The organism is Sphingomonas sp. IC4-52 (assembly GCF_020707225.1).
GTDB lineage: Bacteria > Pseudomonadota > Alphaproteobacteria > Sphingomonadales > Sphingomonadaceae > Sphingomonas.
In genome coordinates, this window is record NZ_JAJFEU010000006.1 from 128,462 (window position 1) to 143,418 (window position 14,957).

Here is a 14,957-nt window from a genome sequence, read left to right on the forward strand (position 1 = left end):
ACCAGCAGATCAACCCTCGATGCGATCGAACCTGGCAAGCACCGGGTTGCCCATCCAGGCAGTGACACCCCACGCGCGAAGCCGCTCCTCGACAAGAGATGCACGCGGGCCATAGCGACGGTGCATCCCAAACGGGAGGGTCAACTGGCGATACTCCCCGGCGAGACGAAAACCGTGCCGGGCGAAACATGCCGAGATCTGACCAGGACGATAACGGCGGTAGGTTCGCGGATCACCCCCGGTTGGCCGGTTGGCCCCGCCGCTCAGCAGTCGGAGCGCGCTGGGGCTGAACATGCTGGGATAATCGATGATGACAGTGCGCCGAGCCAGACGGCAGAGTTCCGCGATCAGCACGTGCCAATAGTTTACGTGACCGAGCAGCCTGATCGACGTCACGAGATCGAAACTGGCATCATCATAAGGGGTCGCCAGGAGGTCCCCGGATTGAAACTGCACCTTCGCCGTAACCGGATCACGCGCCAGCCGCTCCGCACACCGCCGGTCGCTGCCGAAGATCATCACGGCAGCGCCCGTTTCAACAAGCTGTCCGGCCAGTTGGCAATGGCCACCGCCAAGATCCAGAATGCTGCTGAGCCCGGAGGTCGGCAGCAAGCCTGCAACGCCTCGACGCTGTACGTCGAGGAAATAGGCGCCAGCCTCATCGCCAAACCGGCTCGCGAACGCCTCGGAAGAGGTCTCGAGATCCGGCCATGCGACATCCAGCGCGGTCATACTGCAACTTCCTTTAGATCGACGGGCAACGAGAGCGGCGGATGTGCCCCGAACACGCCGGACGCGGCATGATCGCTCCAGATTGCGCCCACGCGCGTCACCGCGGGTTGGCGGGCCCACGTCATGCTCCCTGCGGACATCTGAACAACCTGAACGGTATGCCTGTAGGCGGGGTTGGCCAGCACGATAGCGGCTGCGCCAAGCAGCAGCAGGAGAGCCGTGCTCAGCACCTGCGCAACTTTCCTATCGGCACCTTGCCTCGCCAGCGTGGCAGACAGATGCGCGCGAAGCTGCTTCGCGGGACCCGCTAGGGCGAGAGCATAGATGATAGCCAGATACGGAATGACATAAGCGCACGCACCGGCTGCCTTTGAACCCGTTACAGAGTGAACCAGCAGGGGAACGATCAGCAGCACGAGCGCGTGGGCTGCAAGCGGAGGCGAACGCCGCCAAGCAAACACCGCCGCCACCGGCAGGAACAACGTCAGCAACGGAGCCTGGACCCACAGGTCGTGCAGGTAGAACAGATTGTCGCCAGACACCTCACTTTCGGCGGTGGCGCTAAGCAGACTGCCTGTGACCGTGCCGATCACGGCGGGCGCGATCAGCGCGAGGAGCGGCAGGAAAACCGCCGCGGCGACGATCAGGATCGGAGTCCTGCGGGCAAAATGCTGATCGACCAACGCGCGCAGCATGCCCGGCAGACACCAGATCAGCAGCCCGAGCGCTGCGATGGCCGCAGACGGTTGAAGCTGGAACGCGATGAGCAACAATGCAGCGGCGGCGATGCGACGGCGTGTAGCACCGGCGGAGGAGCGGCTGGCATCGAACAGCCACGTCGCTGAAACAAGCACCAGCAGTGTCAGAAGAGCGCCCTGGCCAGCGGAATGGGCGCCCTGCAAAGCCCAGCCCGACGGCACGAACAATATGGTCGCGATCCCAGCAACTGTGGTGCCCGCGTGCTCCCGCAACCAGACGAACAGCCATGCCGCTGCCACCGCAGTCGCCAGGATGGATGGCAGGCGAACCATCGCGATCGGCGGATCCCCGCCAAGTTCCAACAAGGAACTTGCCAGGACGGACAACAGCGCCCCTAAATCATGACTACCGCTCAAAAACGGCAACGCACCGTCGCGGGCGAGACTCATCGCCGCGACCAGCACGTCGTGTTCATCACTCCTTATCGGGGTCGCCCAGACCGTCAGGCCATAAAGAAGACCAGACCCCAGCAGAACCGCCCATGCAAGCGCCGGCCGCTCCGCAGGGCGCGTATTTCTGCCACTCGCTGACGCAGCGGCATTGCTGGCCATATCCACCCTCCGTCGGCCAGGCGGAGGAGTGGATGTCACCGCTGCGCCGGGCCACCCCCGCTCAGGAGCTTGCTGCCCACGCTGCCAAAGTTGCCAACCGGACGCATTACGGATGTGTCCCTAAGCTCCCGCGGGTAGGTTGAACGTCCTAAGTGAACGGCCACGATCTCTGGAAGGAGCTGCCAAGCCAGCCGGGCGCGCCGGGCCAGGAGCTTGGCAGGCGATCATCGCGAGTGTGACGTCAGCGAGACCGCGAGTGCGTCATGCCCCTGAGCAGCCGCCAGCGACGCCGCGGTCCGCCCAGTTGCATCGGCAATCCGCGGGTCAGCGCGGGCTGGCGGCAGGCCGGATCGAGCGCCGGGGAACAATCAGAGCGGGTGACCTTCCTCGTCGCTGATGCGCGCGATCAACGTGCCGCTGTTGTCGCCTCGGAAGAGCGAGGCAAATGTCTCGGGCAACTGTTCAAGCCCGTCGCGGATGTCCTCGCGATGGACCAGCTCGCCGGCAGCGAGCCACTGCGCCAGCTGCGTGGTCGCCTCCTCATAGCGGTCAGCATAGTCCGGTACCAGGAAGCCTTGCAGCCGGATTGCACCGTAAATGATCCGCATCATATCCAGCGGCGGATCACCGGCGGCGCCATCATAGGTCGCGATCTGCCCGCACAAGGCTACCCGGCCACCCCGATTGAGCCGCGCCACCACATCGCGCAACAGGGTGCCACCGACATTGTCGAAGAACACGTCAACACCCCCGGGACACAGCTGATCCAGGCGCGCCGTGACATTCTCCGACTTATAGTCGATCACGTCCGTTATTCGGCAGTTGTTGCGAAGCCAGGAAGCCTTCTCCGCGCCTCCGCAGATCGCCACCACGCGCGCACCCACGATGCGGCCGATCTGCGCCGCGATCGAGCCGACCGAACCGGCAGCGCCTGAAACCAGTACCACCTCACCTGCACGCGGCCTGGCCACGTCAAGCATGCCAAAATATGCCGTCAGTGCGTTCATCCCCAGGACGCCCAGAGCATCCACGGACGACACTCCATCGGGAATGACGCGATAACCAAGTGCCGGGTTCGCCCATTGATAGTCCTGCCAACCGGCGGTGCCGAGCACACGCGCGCCAACGGGAAAATCAGGGTCGTCGCTGGCCGCAATCCGGCAAACCGCCGGTGCCAGAACAGGGTTGCCGACTTCAATTGTCGGATAATAGCTGCTGCGATTACCGCTGATCCAGTTCCTGATCGTGGGTGCACACAACAGAAGTTCCGTTTGAAGCAAGATCTGGCCCGGCGCTGGTGGCTCCGCCGGCAGCGGTTGCTCGCTCCAGGAGAAGTTCTGCCGAGTGAGCTCACCGGTTGGGTGCGACGCCAAAGTCCATTGCCGATTAATCATGCGGGCATCCTCTCCGACTTTTCCGTTGGTCGACTATGCCACCTAATCTGCCGCAGGGGAGAGCGCGATCGATTTAGCTTGCGCAAGCTACACCTTGCTTGACCTCTGGCGAGCAGCTCCCGCGACTAGTCGCCGGCCGAGCAGCAACGACAGAGAACCTGGGCGTGCAGGCTCGGAAGACCGCGGAGCCAGTCCACTGGTTTGACCCAGCGATCGATGACAGCGGTGAGGAGGAACTCACCCGGCCGCGGCGACGGCTCCGCACGCGCGCCCCGAAAGGAAGTGCTCCACCGCTTCACCTGAGATCGGCCGAGCATAGCGATATCCCTGAGCCTCGTGGCAACCGCGTGATCGCAGACAGGCCTCCTGCCCCTCCGTTTCGACGCCTTCGGCAATCACCTCCAGTCCCAGGGTGCGGGCAAGCGCGAGAACGGCGTCCACGATGGCCAAGTCGAGGTCGTTACCCGGGAGGTGCGCGACGAAACTACGGTCGATCTTCAAGCGATCGACCCGGATGTCCTTCAGCGTGGTAAGCGAGGCGAATCCCGTGCCGAAATCGTCAAGCGCCAGCCAAACGCCCAGCATCCGCAACGCCAGCAGGTTCGCCTTGGTGCCAGCGTCGCCAGCCAATGCGACCGCTTCCGTTAATTCGATCTCGAGCGCGCGCGGTGGCAGGCCGTGCCGCTTCAACGTGCGATGCACGGTCGCCGCCAAGCCATTCGACCGTACCTGCTCGGGAAAAAGATTGACGGCTACCCGGATATGGTGGCCTGCGTTCCACCAGCGCGCCGCTTGGCGACACGCCTCGTCCAAGACCCAGTCCCCGACTGCCGCCGCTTGGCGACTTTCCGCCAATACGCCAATGAACGCCTCCGGCGTGAGGAGTCCGCGTTGCGGATGGCGCCAGCGTAGCAGCGCCTCCGCGCCGACAACCGCACCATCATTCAGCCGGATCTGAGGCTGGAAGAGAAGCTCAAACTCCCCCTCAAGCGCCGCGCGCTCAACTTCTTCCTCCAGGACACGCCGCGCCTCGTAATCCTCGCGGTCGGCCGGCGTATAAACATGGACAACACTGCCACCCGCGGCCTTTGCGCGGTACAGCGCAAGATCGGCATTGGCGAACAGCTCCTCCACATGCGGAGTGGTCCCTTCCGGCACCATCATCACACCGCAACTCGCCGCGGCGCGAAGGCTGCGCTTGCCGAGTTGGAACGGTTCGCACGCCAAGGCGCGCAGAAGTTCGTTTCCGCGATGCGCTGCCCGATCATCCTCTCGCGCGATCAAGCCCATGAACTCGTCGCCGCCAAGGCGAGCGATGATCGCGTCGGGCGGCAGGCAAGCGGCTAGCCGAGCAGCGACACGCTGCAAGAGCGCGTCGCCGACCTGGTGACCGAAGCTGTCGTTGACGTATTTGAAATCATCCAGATCGATCAGCAGCAGCGCCGCGAGACGCTGCTCCTCGAGCATCTGACGCGCCAGCGACATTGCATGTGCTCGGTTCGGCAGAGCGGTCAAAGAGTCGCTGAGCGCCAGTTTGCGCAATTCCTCCTGAGCGCGCTGCTGCTCCGTTACGTCACGGATAAAGAACATCATGCTGCCGTCTTCCACCGGCAGGCCACTGACCTCGAAATGCCCGTCCAGTCGGGGATAATTGAAGTGCAGGCTGAGCGGTCGACGCTCCAGCATTGCCGTTCGCCCCTCGTCGCCAACCGGGTGATCGGCGAGCTCGGGGAATAGCTCCCAGACCGAGCGCCCGACTGCTCCGCCCGTCAGATCGCCGACGCGGGCACGGGCGCGCTTGTTCATGAACGTAACGGTCCAATCGGGCGCGACCGTCATCACGCTGTCGTTGGTGCTCTCCAGAGCATCGAGCAGGCGCCGGTGCCGCTCGTCGTAGCCCTCGGCCAGTTCGTCATAGACGCTCGCTAGCGCCTCGAATTCGCCCCCGTCCCCGATCCGGCCTACCCGCGCGCTGCTCTCGCCGCGCTGCCATGCCCTAGCCGTGGCCATGAGATGGGCCATCGGCTTTCGAACGAACTTCGCGGAAAACCATGACGTCAACACCAGCGCGATACCGATCGTCGCGAGCAGCACGAGCAGGCGCAAGCCCGTCCGCTCCTCGACATCGGCCAGTGCCGCGTCCTTGGAACTGCCGGCGAGAACCATGAAGGGCAGATCGGAATAGCTACCCGGCGGAACATAAGCGACAATGCGCTCGCTTCCGTCGAACCACGGCATTTCCGTGACACCCGGCGCCCTAGATTTGAATGCGTCGTCGAACTGCCGTGGCAGGGTTGTGCCCACGCCGGCATTATCCGGCAGCGCCACCAGCAATTTGCGATCCGGGCCGATGATGGCGAGCCGGGTTGCAGGAGGTAATGCTGCTCGACGCAGGTCCTTGGCGAGCTTGTTCAGGTCCAACCCCGCGACGAGAACGCCGAGTACCCTGCCTTTGCTGTCCTTAACCGGGAAGCTGAAATTCAGCGAGGGTCGGTGGAACACTCGGCCGACCACGTAACCGCCAGTTGAAAAACGCCGCTCGGCCAGTGCTCTCTTGAAATAGGGCCGGTCAGAAATGTCGGTTCCTGGTCGCGTGCTGCTACACCAGATGCGGCCGGCAGGATTGGCGACGCCGATCGCCATGTAAATGTCGATCTGCTTCTGCAGCCGCGACAAAATAAGGCTGCACCGCGCAGTCTCCCCCCCTTGCACGGCCGGTATCTGGGCGAGAGCAGTGAGCAACTGGCGAGCGCCATCGACGATCCGCGCCTGCTCGGCCGCCGCCCGGTGAACCGTCCGGTAGGCGATGGCGGCAACCTCTTCCTGCTCCTCGCGCCGTTCGGAGCGTACCCCCACCACTTCGAGAATGGTGAGTGGAACCATCGCCAGCAGCACGAGCATCGCGAGACGTTGCCCGATCCTCATGCGACCAGCCTTCCGCACAAAGCACGCCCGCTGCCGAACATTGCCGCTCTACACCTTCCACCTTCAGCCAGGGCTTTAGCGGATTAATAACGGCCAAGTCTTGCAAAAGCGTTGCGTCGCAATGCTTTCGCGGGAGAAGGCAATGATCCAAGCGAACGGTTCAGGCGTCAGTTCTGTTGACGTGTTTGTCCCTAGCGTTCGTGCTGCTGGTCTTTCGTTTCATGCCGGTGATGCAACAACTCCGCACGGGATTTGCGTTTCGGGACCTGAGGGGATGGTCTGGTATCGCAGAAAAACGTTACGTCAGCGGTTTGCTGCCGCAGCGAACGCTTCGAGACTGCCCCATCTTGCACGGTGATGGCGCCTTTGCGGCGAAGCATCCGGTACATGGAAGGTTCGGTACCGGACTCCGACTGGGCGTCGATCTATCCGCCTGCCCCGAGTGGGGCCAATTAGTCACGCCGGGGCTAGTGGACGACGGTCCAAAGGACCAAGGCGGCTATGGACAAAGTCGCCCGCTGTGGGAGTCGATCCGGATCTGAGCCTGCATGACGGCAAACCGAACGTCGCACACCTGTGATCGCGCAGGACCAGCCGGCCCGCGGACAGGAAACTTTGCAATTGAAGCTGATGTCGTTGAAGCCTGCTCAATGCTAAGAGGAGCAGAAACAGTTCGGGGCGGCTTGCGCCGCCCCGTACCTGAACTTTCACTAAGAAAGTGGCGCGCCCGGAACGATTCGAACGTCCGACCCTCAGATTCGTAGTCTGATGCTCTATCCAGCTGAGCTACGGGCGCGTTGGAGTGGCGCTGATAGAAGCGACTTTCGGATTGCGCAAGAGCGTTGCGAGCTACTTTTTCAAAAAGTAAGCTCCCTGCATGTTTTTTCGAGCTTTCCTCGCCCCGCTGATCCCCGGATTGCTGATCGCGGGGTGCACCGCTCCCGCGAGCTACCCTTCCCTCCTGCCGCGTGCGGCCGAATCACAGAGCTTGGAGGAGCCCGCGGCCGCAACGGCGGAACCAAGCGCTCCTGATCCAGCGGTAGATGCGAAGGTTGCCGCTGCCTTACGAACGCTGGAAGAGCGCACCAATGCCTTTGACAGTGCGAGCAGCCGTGCCGAGCGGCTGGTAACCGCCGCAAGAGGAGCAGCAGCGGGTAGTGAGGCGTGGCTGGACGCTCACGTGGCACTGGCCGAACTGGATGCGCTGCGCTCGGCGACCTCGGAAATAGCCATTACACTGGATGATCTTGCCAGCGAGCGAGCGCTCTCCCTTGCCCCTGATTACCAGCCGCTCACCAGTGCCGCCGATCGAGTGCGCGCGGCGGTCACCAGCCAGGCAGAACGAATCGCCGCGTTGCAGGCGCGGCTGGCGCCGGCCTGAACCAGAACAACTCTAGATCGGGCGCAGCGCACCGTTCCGCAGATACATGGCTGTGATCGTGATCTCAGTGACACCGCTGCCCACCCGAACGGCAGTCACCTTCGGCGATGGCTTACGCCCGAGCACGAAATCGAGAAGGGTGACCTTGGGGTCGCCGGATGCGCCGCCCCCGTCGGAGCGGTCGGTGCCTCCGTTCCCGCTGACGTCGTGGCGAAAATCGACCGCATAGGTGCCGGGCGAGGATACAGGCATACAAAAGCGAACCGGCCCGCTTGCGGGTGTCGGCACCTCAACGCGCGTCAGCCAGCTCTTCTTCTCGAACCAGCTGGAGGTCGGGCCGCCGAACGTCCGTACCCGCAACTTGCCCGACCGGCTCTTCAGTCCGACCACGTTGACGAGAATCGCGGGTGCGTTTCCAGCCGCGCAGCGTGCCGCATAGGGCCCCAGGATGGCGCCCGGCTGGGCCGCAGCAGGCGCCGCGAGGAAGAGGGAGGCAAGGGCAATCAGCGGTAAGGTCTTCATGTGGCACGATATCGCAGCTGCTGATGGCGCAACCGTGGCGATTCGTCGGCGAAAGAGGACCGCAAAGTGTCCCCGTCGGGATCCTGCCTTCGAGCCCGCTTCATGGCGTCGCGACGTCGGGCGGGACTGGATGAAGGATATGGTGGGCGCTGACGGGTTCGAACCGCCGACCTACTCGGTGTAAACGAGCCGCTCTACCAGCTGAGCTAAGCGCCCCCTCGGGGTGACCGCCCCCTTAAGCGTCCTGCGCGCGCTACACAAGGCTCGTGCAATGCATTGCCCATGTACAGCGCGACGCAGTTTCGCTGGAGGTGCCGCTCAGACCACCGGCAGCCCCAGTGCGCGCGCCATTGAAACGTAGCTGCGCATGGCACCAAGCCCACGCTCCGTCAGCGACATGAAGGCGCGCCGCCGGTCAAAGGGGTCAGGTCGACGTTCGAAAAGGCCAGCCTCGGTTAACCGAGCGATCCAGCGCAGCGCTGTTGTTGGCGCGACGGCGGCGGCAATGCACAGGCTGGATACCGAGACGTGCGCGCGCTCCAGATGGGCTGCATACAAATCCAGCATCGTGTCCCAGGCGGGATCTTCAAACAGGCCCGAGCCGACGTAGCGATCCCGCAGTCGCCGCGCCCGCACGATCTGACGGATGTCGGCGGCCGTGATTGGATGCTCACCGCCTGGCTCCGGCGCAAAGTCGCTTCTAGCGTCCGCCACCAGCCCCGCCAGCGGCTGCTCTTCATGCTTCGACAGGCGCGCAAGCACGTCAGCGATTCGGGCGACTTCGGCATTCAGCTTCGCCAGCCGAGCCGCCTCGTTCTCGCTGATCCGGTCATGCAGAGCCAGGTTGGAGACGCCCTGCGCAGTGGCAATCGCCCCGATCCAATCCGAGGGCGCAGGATCACAGAGAATCTGGTGACGGGAAAGCATCAACCCGGCAGCGGCCACATCGATCTGTTCCGAAGCGATCGCTACCACCATCGGCAAGTCGCGGCCGGCGGCCAGACCGTCGAGCCGGGACAAGGACCTGGCGAGATCATCATCCGAAGCAGAACGGGCGTCGATTACGATCAACGGCCGGGACGCAATGTCCGCGATCCGCTTAACAGCATCACCAAGCGGCGCCGAGGTAACGATGCGACCGCCGGCAAGCGCGACCGCAGCGGCAGCCCCTGCCCCGCCGGTTTCATCCTCCCCCGCCCCATTGATCAGCACGGCATCAAACCGTGAGTTCAATTGAGCCTGATATTCTCGTTCAATCAAATGCATGCATCACTCCGATCCGCGATCGAACCCAAGTGTTTACCATTATCGGTCTATCAGTTGTCTAACATCCGAAATGGCACGGTATACATGCCGAATTGATTTTCACATCCAAATTGGACCAGCGCGGATTAATCTAAGGATTTGACGATCTCTTCGACCATCTTTTTGGCATCCGCGAGGAGCATCATGGTGTTGTCGCGATAGAAGACCTCATTGTCGACGCCGGCATACCCAACCCCGCCCATAGAGCGTTTCACAAAGAGAACAGTCTTGGCCTTTTCGACATCAAGGACGGGCATTCCATAGATGGGTGACGACTTATCCGTCTTTGCAGCCGGGTTGGTCACGTCGTTTGCACCGATGACGAAGGCCACGTCGGTTTGCGAAAATTCGGAGTTGATGTCTTCCAACTCGAACACTTCGTCATAGGGGACGTTCGCCTCTGCCAGCAGCACGTTCATGTGACCCGGCATACGGCCCGCCACGGGGTGAATGGCATATTTTACGCGAACGCCATGCTCCTTCAGCTTGTCTCCCATCTCACGCAGGGCGTGCTGCGCCTGAGCTACCGCCATGCCATAGCCGGGCACGATGATGACCTGTTCGGCCTGGCTCATCAGAAACGCGGCGTCTTCAGCAGAGCCACGCTTCCACGGGCGATCGATCTTCGCCGCACCGCCGCCGCTTGGCCCCGCTTCGGCGCCGAAACCGCCAGCGATGACGCTGATGAAGCTGCGGTTCATGGCGCGGCACATGATGTAGCTGAGGATCGCGCCCGACGAACCCACCAGCGCGCCGGTGATGATCATCGCGGTGTTGTGCAGCGTGAAGCCCATCGCCGCCGCTGCCCAGCCGGAATAGCTGTTCAGCATGGAAACGACGACCGGCATGTCTGCGCCGCCGATCGGGATGATCAGCAGGAAGCCGATGGCAAAGGAAAGCGCGACGACGATCCAGAAATCGAGTGGCGACTGCGTCAGCCAGAAAGAGAAGGAGAACCAGGCGATCATCAGCGCCACGCCAAGGTTGATCGCATGGCGCGCCGGCAACATGATCGGTGCGCCGCCCATGTTGCCGTTCAGCTTCAGGAAGGCGATGACGGAGCCGGAGAAGGTGATCGCACCGATGGCGACGCCCAGGATCATCTCGATCCGGCTCACACCGTGAATGGCGGCAAACGGCGCGCCGATCAGCGGCGTGACGACATCGGCGATGCCGAACGCCACCGGGTTTAGGAAAGCGGCGATGGCAACCAGCACCGCGGCCATGCCGACAAGGCTGTGAAATGCGGCAACCAGCTGCGGCATGGCCGTCATGGCGATGCGCCGTGCCGTGACGATACCGATTACGGCACCGATGCCAATGGCGGCCAGGATCTGGAACACTGCCAGCGAATCAACCCGCTGCAACAGCGCCGCATAGTCGTAGCCAGCGACTTCACCCACCGCGAGAACGGGCGTTACCGGAACGTGAGTGGCAAGCGTCGTGACCACGGCGATGGCCATGCCGATCATGCCGTAGCGATTGCCGCGACGGCTGCTTTCGGGGCTGGAAAGGCCTCGAAGGGCGAGAATGAAGCACACGCCCGATATCAGGTAGGCGAGCGCTACCCAGGGATTGTCCGCGACGTGTTCCACTATCCTCTTCCCCCTATCCGTCTTCCGGCGAGCGCCGGATCACCCTTTTGCGGGCGCCACTTCGCGTTCCCCGGCCGGTGCCGGGCAACGCCAGCGATCAGTGCTTGGCCGCTGCGGGCCGTTCCTTCTTCTTGTACATCGCCAGCATGCGCTGGGTGACGGCGAAACCGCCAAAGATATTGATGCTGGCGAGCACGACGCCCAGCAGGCCGAGCCACTTGGCACTCGCCGAGCCGCTTGCGGCCGCAGCGATCAATGCACCGACGATGATGACGCTGGAGATCGCATTGGTAACCGCCATCAGCGGCGTGTGGAGCGCCGGGGTGACCGACCAAACCACGAAATAGCCGACGAAACACGCCAGCACGAAGATCGACAGGATCGCGATGAAGCTCAACTTCCCCTCCTCACACGACGCGAATGTTGAGAAAGTTGAGACACCCGCGCGCTTTTTCTTCTTGCGCCTCAACTTTCGCCGCCCGCCGATCATCCCTGTGACCTAATGGCGGCGTGTAGGACAGCATCAGGCGGTCAACAGCCGTTGATTGACGACCTTGCCGTCCCGGGTCAGCCGAACCGCGTCACCGATTTCCTCGTCCAGCACCGGCCTGCCCTGTTCCTTGTCCCAGAAGGCGGACAGGAAGTTGAACAGATTGCGCGAGAACAAGGCCGAAGCGTCTGCCGCGAGGCGCGAGGGCACGTTGCGATGGCCGACAATCTTGACGCCGTGCTTCACGACGATTTCGCCGGCGACAGAACCCTCGACATTGCCGCCCTGCTCCACCGCAAGGTCAACGATGACGCTGCCCGGCCGCATGGTTGCGATTTGCGCATCGCTGATCAGGCGCGGCGCAGCGCGACCCGGGATCAGCGCGGTGGTGATGACGATATCCTGCTTGGCGATGTGCCCGGAAACCAGCTCGGCCTGCGCCTTCTGATATTCCTCACTCATCTCCGTGGCATAGCCACCGGAGCCTTCGCCTTCGATCCCGGCGACGTTCTCAACGAAGATCGGCTTGGCGCCGAGCGACATGATCTGCTCCTTGGTCGCGGAGCGCACGTCGGTAGCGGAAACCTGAGCACCCAGGCGGCGTGCGGTGGCGATCGCCTGCAGCCCGGCAACGCCGACGCCCATCACGAACACCTTGGCCGCCGAAACGGTGCCGGCCGCGGTCATCATCATCGGGAAGGCTCGGCCATATTCGGCCGCGGCATCCAGCACCGCCTTGTAGCCTGACAGGTTCGACTGCGAAGACAGGATGTCCATGGACTGAGCGCGAGTGATGCGCGGCATGAACTCCATGGCCAGGGCCTCCAACCCGGCGGATGCATAGGCATCCACCCGTGCCCGATCCCCGAAGGGATTCAGTCCGGCAGCCACCCAGGCGCCGGGCTTCGCACCGGCCAGCGAGGCCGGATCGGGCCCCTGTACGCCCAGGATGATATCCGCCCCGGCAATGGTGCCGGCGCGATCGCCGACTGTCGCCCCGGCATCGCGATACGCCTCATCGGCGATCGAGGCCCCGGCCCCTGCTCCTGATTCGACGGCCAGATCTGCGCCCAGCTGAATGAACTTCTTCACCGTTTCCGGTGTCGCCGCCACTCGCCGCTCGCCGTCCGCCCCCTCCTTAAGGACAGCGATCTTCATGGCTCAAGCAATCAACCAGACGACAAGGGCAGCCAGCAGCAAGCAGGCCAGCGTTCCCCACTTCAGCATTCCCATCACGCGGCCGTAGGTAGCGGCATGCGCCTTCATGTCTCCGCCGGTCGTACCATGGTCAGCCATAGCCATCCTCTTTCCCAAAAAGCTTTGTGTAGCGTCTTAGTCCGCTCGACGGCCACCCCTCAAGCCTGCTTAAGCCTGCTTTTACTTGCACGCGCTAAAGCAGGACACGGGATGGGACAGGACCAAAGATGACGCGCAACGGCCAGCGCTTGCTGATGCTGATCGACGACGAGCCTGCGCAGCGGCGGCTGGTGGCGGCGCTCGCCGCGCGTGGGGGATGGCGCACGATCTTCGCTGGCGATGCGGAAACTGCCATCGCCACGTTGGGTACGCAGGACGGGATGCGCCTCGACGCGATCCTGTTCGATCACTGGGGCGAGGATGCGGACGCCTCCACCTTGATCGCGGAACTGCGCGTCCGGCGGCCGGCTCTTCCGGTTCTGGTGGTGACAGCCAATGGTTCGGTCGCCCATGCGGTAAATGCCATGCGGGCGGGCGCGACCGATTTCCTGGTAAAGCCGCTCGCCCCCGAACGCCTGTTGCAGGCGCTGGATGCGGCGGTCGAGGGCACCGCGGCCGGCGAACTGCGGCCGCTGACGGAAAAGATCCCGGCGATGCTCGGCTTTGACGAGATCGTCGGATCGGAGCCGCAGTTTCGCGCGGCCCTGGCCATCGCCGCGAAGGCGGCCCGCGCGCGCGTTGCCGTGCTGATCGAGGGCGAAAGCGGCGTTGGCAAGGAAGTGGTGGCGGAAGCCGTTCATGCCGCCAGCCCGCGCGCCAAAAAGCCAATGCTGACGGTGAATTGCGGCGCGCTGCCGGCAAATCTGATCGACAGCGAGCTGTTCGGCCACGAGCCGGGCGCCTTCCCCGGCGCCTTCGACCGCAAGGTGGGCAAGTTTGTTGAGGCGGATGGCGGCACTCTGTTCATCGACGAGATCGCCGAATTGCCGCTCGAAACGCAGGATCGGCTGCACACCGCCATGCAGACGGGGCTGATCCAGCCGTTGGGCGGCCGGCATGCCCGCGAAGTGGACGTGCGGGTGATCGCCGCCACTAACAAAAGGCTTTCCGAGGAGGTCGAGGCAGGGCGGTTCCGGGAAGATCTGTTCTTCCGTCTCAACATCGTTCCCGTGACGATTCCTCCCCTGCGGGATCGCGCGCAGGACATTCCGGCGCTGGCGCGGCACCTGCTCGCGCGAATCGCGCTCCAGCCCGGGCTTCGGCAGCTTGGCATTACCGATGACGCGCTGGCGCTGCTGGTCGATTATGACTGGCCGGGCAATGTTCGCCAGTTGCAGAATGCCCTCTTCCGTGCCGCGGTACTGTGCGAGGGCGACGCCCTGACGCGCACCGATTTCCCGCAGATCGCAACCCTGAACGCACGCAGGGTCCGCGCGCCGCAACCACAGCATATGTCGACATCCGGCGGGGTGACGCTGTTCCACCCGGACGGCAACTTGCGCGCGCTGCACGAGATCGAGGCAGACGTGATCCGGCTGGCGATCGGGCATTATCGGGGGCGGATGACGGAAGTGGCCCGCCGCCTCGGCATTGGCCGCTCCACGCTCTATCGCAAGCTCAGCGAACTGGGGATCGACAGCGCGGCGTAAAGGAATGATGCGAGCATAGCCCCGCATTCGCTTCCGAGCCGACCGGTCCCTTACTGCTCGAGATCGTGGCCGAAGGTGGCCCAATCCGCCTTGCCGGGCGGGAGATCGGGCATGTCCGTGAAACCGCCCGACGCAGCGCCCGTCCCTTCTTCCGGCTCCGTGCGCCGGCCATGCAGATAGGCCTTGGCGATCAGGTTGGCGGAAATCGGCGCCGTGATGAACAGGAACAGGGCGATCAGCAGCTCGTGCGCCGTCCACGTCTGGCCGTGCAGCGGGAAATACACCACCGACGCGAAAAGGCAGCTACCCACCCCAAGAGTGGTCGCCTTGGTGGGGCCGTGCAGACGGCTCATCAACGAGGGCAGCTTCACCAGCCCCCAGCTTCCGATCAGAGCGAACGCGCCGCCGAGCAGGAGAAGCCCTGCGATCAGGGCATCGGCGAAGACCATCATGCCGT

13 protein-coding genes and 2 tRNA genes are annotated in these 14,957 nt (G+C 63.6%); 2 read left to right on the plus strand and 13 right to left on the minus strand.

What is annotated here, in order from left to right; all coding sequences use genetic code 11:
* Positions 1-9: 9 nt before the first annotated feature.
* The 5 genes from LK535_RS14465 to LK535_RS14485 form a co-directional block, all read right to left on the minus strand.
* Complete coding sequence (locus LK535_RS14465; protein ID WP_227772633.1) at positions 10-732, minus strand: class I SAM-dependent methyltransferase; 723 nt, start codon at positions 730-732, stop codon at positions 10-12.
* Complete coding sequence (locus LK535_RS14470; RefSeq protein ID WP_227772634.1) at positions 729-2,042, minus strand: hypothetical protein; 1,314 nt, start codon at positions 2,040-2,042, stop codon at positions 729-731. Before LK535_RS14470 ends, LK535_RS14465 begins: the two co-directional genes overlap by 4 nt.
* Before the next feature lie 368 nt (positions 2,043-2,410).
* Positions 2,411-3,436: an NADP-dependent oxidoreductase gene (locus LK535_RS14475; protein WP_227772635.1), complete on the minus strand. Its 1,026-nt coding sequence runs from the start codon at positions 3,434-3,436 to the stop codon at positions 2,411-2,413.
* A gap of 237 nt (positions 3,437-3,673) precedes the next feature.
* Positions 3,674-6,361: an EAL domain-containing protein gene (locus LK535_RS14480; protein WP_227772636.1), complete on the minus strand. Its 2,688-nt coding sequence runs from the start codon at positions 6,359-6,361 to the stop codon at positions 3,674-3,676.
* Positions 6,362-7,080: 719 nt separating this feature from the next.
* Positions 7,081-7,157: transfer RNA gene (locus tag LK535_RS14485), tRNA-Arg, on the minus strand.
* 81 nt (positions 7,158-7,238) lie between these two features.
* Between LK535_RS14485 and LK535_RS14490 the strand changes: the two genes are divergently transcribed.
* Positions 7,239-7,742 carry a hypothetical protein gene (locus LK535_RS14490; protein ID WP_227772637.1) on the plus strand — a complete coding sequence of 168 codons (504 nt, stop codon included), beginning with the start codon at positions 7,239-7,241 and terminating at the stop codon, positions 7,740-7,742.
* Between the two features lie 12 nt (positions 7,743-7,754).
* Here LK535_RS14490 and LK535_RS14495 read toward each other — a convergent pair whose 3' ends face one another.
* From LK535_RS14495 to LK535_RS14525, 7 genes are all read right to left on the minus strand, one after another.
* On the minus strand, positions 7,755-8,264 hold the full coding sequence (locus LK535_RS14495) for a DUF2141 domain-containing protein (protein WP_227772638.1): 510 nt from the start codon (positions 8,262-8,264) through the stop codon (positions 7,755-7,757).
* A gap of 140 nt (positions 8,265-8,404) precedes the next feature.
* Positions 8,405-8,480, minus strand: a tRNA-Val gene (locus LK535_RS14500).
* Between the two features lie 102 nt (positions 8,481-8,582).
* Positions 8,583-9,530 carry a winged helix DNA-binding protein gene (locus LK535_RS14505; RefSeq protein WP_227772639.1) on the minus strand — a complete coding sequence of 316 codons (948 nt, stop codon included), beginning with the start codon at positions 9,528-9,530 and terminating at the stop codon, positions 8,583-8,585.
* Positions 9,531-9,655: 125 nt separating this feature from the next.
* Entirely contained in the window at positions 9,656-11,164 is a 1,509-nt protein-coding gene (locus tag LK535_RS14510; protein ID WP_227772640.1) for an NAD(P)(+) transhydrogenase (Re/Si-specific) subunit beta, read from the minus strand.
* A 97-nt stretch (positions 11,165-11,261) separates the two neighbouring features.
* The gene (locus LK535_RS14515) at positions 11,262-11,561 is read right to left on the minus strand and encodes an NAD(P) transhydrogenase subunit alpha (protein ID WP_066778800.1); all 300 of its coding nucleotides are present in this window, start codon (positions 11,559-11,561) and stop codon (positions 11,262-11,264) included.
* A 126-nt stretch (positions 11,562-11,687) separates the two neighbouring features.
* Positions 11,688-12,812, minus strand: a complete 1,125-nt coding sequence (locus LK535_RS14520) for an NAD(P) transhydrogenase subunit alpha (RefSeq protein WP_227772641.1) — start codon at positions 12,810-12,812, stop codon at positions 11,688-11,690.
* 3 nt (positions 12,813-12,815) lie between these two features.
* Entirely contained in the window at positions 12,816-12,950 is a 135-nt protein-coding gene (locus LK535_RS14525) for an aa3-type cytochrome c oxidase subunit IV (RefSeq protein ID WP_227772642.1), read from the minus strand.
* A 128-nt stretch (positions 12,951-13,078) separates the two neighbouring features.
* Here LK535_RS14525 and LK535_RS14530 point away from each other — a divergent pair, with 128 nt between their 5' ends.
* Positions 13,079-14,500 carry a sigma-54-dependent transcriptional regulator gene (locus tag LK535_RS14530; RefSeq protein WP_227772643.1) on the plus strand — a complete coding sequence of 474 codons (1,422 nt, stop codon included), beginning with the start codon at positions 13,079-13,081 and terminating at the stop codon, positions 14,498-14,500.
* A 50-nt stretch (positions 14,501-14,550) separates the two neighbouring features.
* Here the strand turns inward: LK535_RS14530 and LK535_RS14535 are convergent, their stop codons facing one another.
* Positions 14,551-14,952 (minus strand): Na+/H+ antiporter subunit G, encoded by a 402-nt coding sequence (locus tag LK535_RS14535; protein WP_227772644.1) that lies wholly within the window; start codon positions 14,950-14,952, stop codon positions 14,551-14,553.
* Positions 14,953-14,957: the final 5 nt, after the last annotated feature.

Excerpts from the sequence above, each read along its gene's own strand:
- LK535_RS14465 (WP_227772633.1), bottom strand. The coding sequence starts at position 732 with ATGACCGCGCTGGATGTCGCATGGCCGGATCTCGAGACCTCTTCCGAG.
- LK535_RS14470 (WP_227772634.1), bottom strand. The coding sequence starts at position 2,042 with ATGGCCAGCAATGCCGCTGCGTCAGCGAGTGGCAGAAATACGCGCCCT.
- LK535_RS14475 (WP_227772635.1), bottom strand. The coding sequence starts at position 3,436 with ATGATTAATCGGCAATGGACTTTGGCGTCGCACCCAACCGGTGAGCTC.
- LK535_RS14480 (WP_227772636.1), bottom strand. The coding sequence starts at position 6,361 with ATGAGGATCGGGCAACGTCTCGCGATGCTCGTGCTGCTGGCGATGGTT.
- LK535_RS14490 (WP_227772637.1), top strand. The coding sequence starts at position 7,239 with ATGTTTTTTCGAGCTTTCCTCGCCCCGCTGATCCCCGGATTGCTGATC.
- LK535_RS14495 (WP_227772638.1), bottom strand. The coding sequence starts at position 8,264 with ATGAAGACCTTACCGCTGATTGCCCTTGCCTCCCTCTTCCTCGCGGCG.
- LK535_RS14505 (WP_227772639.1), bottom strand. The coding sequence starts at position 9,530 with ATGCATTTGATTGAACGAGAATATCAGGCTCAATTGAACTCACGGTTT.
- LK535_RS14520 (WP_227772641.1), bottom strand. The coding sequence starts at position 12,812 with ATGAAGATCGCTGTCCTTAAGGAGGGGGCGGACGGCGAGCGGCGAGTG.
- LK535_RS14525 (WP_227772642.1), bottom strand. The coding sequence starts at position 12,950 with ATGGCTGACCATGGTACGACCGGCGGAGACATGAAGGCGCATGCCGCT.
- LK535_RS14530 (WP_227772643.1), top strand. The coding sequence starts at position 13,079 with ATGACGCGCAACGGCCAGCGCTTGCTGATGCTGATCGACGACGAGCCT.
- LK535_RS14535 (WP_227772644.1), bottom strand. The coding sequence starts at position 14,952 with ATGATGGTCTTCGCCGATGCCCTGATCGCAGGGCTTCTCCTGCTCGGC.